Origin of the sequence: uncultured Caballeronia sp. (assembly GCF_964243625.1) — a bacterium.
In the GTDB taxonomy this organism is placed as follows: domain Bacteria; phylum Pseudomonadota; class Gammaproteobacteria; order Burkholderiales; family Burkholderiaceae; genus Caballeronia.
In genome coordinates, this window is sequence record NZ_CAXTGZ010000761.1 from 1 (window position 1) to 2,606 (window position 2,606).

At 59.9% G+C, this 2,606-nt stretch carries 1 protein-coding gene; it reads left to right on the forward strand.

The window, feature by feature from the left end; translation table 11 throughout:
- Positions 1–440 precede the first annotated feature (440 nt).
- The coding region (locus tag ACFFAR_RS30515; RefSeq protein ID WP_375509150.1) for a hypothetical protein at positions 441–2,606 on the forward strand (2,166 nt) is incomplete at its 3' end.

Here is a 2,606-nt window from a genome sequence, read left to right on the forward strand (position 1 = left end):
TCGCGCCGGAAATTGGCTGGGAAACTTCGTCGAAATTAGGTTAGGCGGTTTTGGAATGTAACGATCCCGCGCGTGATCTCCACCGTTCCGATGCGGGCCGCACAGATAAATCGCCCAAAATCGTCATTAATTCTATGGCGAAACAATTATGGAAATATTTAGTGGCCCCTTGCTTGTCATGGCATCCAACGGCGTTTTGTAAGCGCCCTGAGTCAAGCGCGCTATTACTTTTCGAAACAATTTTTTTGAACAAAATAAGTCGGACCGGAATTCCGATCCACCCGTGCTCATTTCACCTTCCATTTATTTCAGATTTTTTTGCAATATTTGAACGGTAGGCTTGATTAACCCGAGTAACGGCCGTGACGCCTCTACTGCTCCATTGGCCGATCGAGCAGAGCCGGCCGCTCTCAGATGGAGAAAACCTCTTGCTTCGCACTTTGCATCGTTTTTCAGTTGTGGTTTCGCGGTTCGTAGTGGTGGGTGCGCTTGGCGTGGCGGCAGCGGCTCCGGCATATCCGGCGTACGTGGCGCCGGCGACGGTGCTGCAGGCGCGCACATCCTGGATTGGCAACACGTTCGGTTTCGGCGATGGCGCATGGACGCAGATCAACATCACCGCGATCGCCGTGGCCCCGGACGGCCGCGTGTTCACCAACTCGCCGTGGGACGAGAGCGGCGCCGAGGTCAGTGTCTACAAGAACGGCAAGGTGCTCGGCAGAGCCGATGGCACACACGGCTGGGGTCATTACGGCGGCAACGCAATAGCGATCAACAAGCGCTATGTGTTTGTGGCGGTCGCCGTAGGCAATGAACGCGGCGGTCTGTCGAAGCCGGGTGTATGGCCGCCGAAGGGCAAGCAGTGGTTCGGCGTGTCGCGCCGTGAACTTGCCGATATGAAGCGGCCCGCCACATTCCAGGTGAGCCTCGCCGCCGATAAAGCCGACGGGCACGCCCAGCTTGCGGCCGCGTTCCTGATGGTCAACGAGGCGCCGGATGAGAAGCGGGGCGCACCGAAGGCCGAGTTCAGGCAGGACGTGGGCGGGTTGGCGGCGACCGATGCGTTGTTGTATGTCGCGAACACATCGGCGAATCGCATCGAAGTGTACGACGCCGAAACGATGCAGCAAAAGAGCAACTGGAGCGCGCCGCAACCGGGGCGTCTCGCGCTCGCGAAGGACGGCACGCTTTGGGCGCTGACCAACACGCAAGGCGCAAAGGCGCGGCTCGCGCATTACACGCCGGCGGGTGCGGTGATCGACGATGCGCCGGCGTTCGCGACCGGCACGGATGCAGTAGATGTCGCTGTCGATCCGCAAGGGCGTTTGCTGGTCGCAGACAACGGCCCACGTCAACAGGTGTTGATTTTTACGCGCGATGGCGGGGCGAACAAGTATCGCGAGACGGGCGCGCTGGGTGAGCGAGGCGGAATTTTCTCTGGCGTCGCGGGCAAGCCTGGCCCGCAGCGTTTCAATGGACTGACGGGCGTCGGCGCCGACGCGGCGGGCAACATCTATGTATCGACGAACGGCATTGGCGTGCGCCAAGGGTCGACGGGCGCGGGGCTTGGCGCCACGCTCGAAAGCTACGCGCCAGATGGCAAGCAGTTGTGGGAAGTGCAGGGCTTGTTGTTCGTGGACGGCGCGTGGATGGATCCGTCGCGGCCGAACAGCGTGTACACCGGCAACAAGCGTTTTGAACTGGATTTATCGAAACCGGTGGGACAGGAATGGAAGTACGCGGGGTTTCTATCGGGGCGTTTCAAGTATCCCGAGGACCCGAGTTTCAGCGTGGATGACTGGCCGGGCCAGCCGATCGCCCGCAAGCTCGACGGCCGGACGCTCCTGTATCTGACCGACATGTATTCGGATCACCTGAAGATTTATCGGTTCGATGCAAAGCGCGATGGTGAACTGGCCATTCCTTCGGGGTATTTCGCTGGTCGCGAACGTGGTGCCGCGAACATCCCGAATCATCCGGCTGGCGGTGATTGGATCTGGCGCGATGACAACGGCAACGGCCGCTTCGAGCCGAACGAGTTCGAGTCGAACAGCGCGATGCTGCCCAATCCGGGCGGATGGGGATGGTGGGTCGACACCAAGGGTGACATCTGGCACACGAGCGATTCGAGCGGCATCAATCGCTTCAGGTATGGCGGTGTGGACAAGGTAGGCAATCCGCTTTACACGTACAACAACGCGCAAAACTATCCGATGCCTGCGCCGTTCAACGTGGTGAAGCGCGCCCTATACGAGGCCGATACCGACACGATGTACCTGACGGGATACACCGCCGACGAGCCGTTTGATCGTGGGTACTGGAAGGAAGTGGGTCGACGCCTGGTGCGCTATGACCGTTGGTCTTCGGACACGCCAAAGCAGCGTTATTCGATTGCGTTGCCGTGGGATACGAAGAGCAAGCCGCTTGCGACCACGATCGGGCTGACGGTGGAGGGCAAGTATCTCTTTTCGATAGAGCCGGTCGGGATGGTTCATGTGTATGAGAAGGATACGGGGCGTGAAGTTGGGGTGATCAAGCCGGGGCCGGAAGTGGGGGGTGCGTCTGGGTGGGTTGATGTGCCGAATGGGATTAGTGCTAGCCGGCAG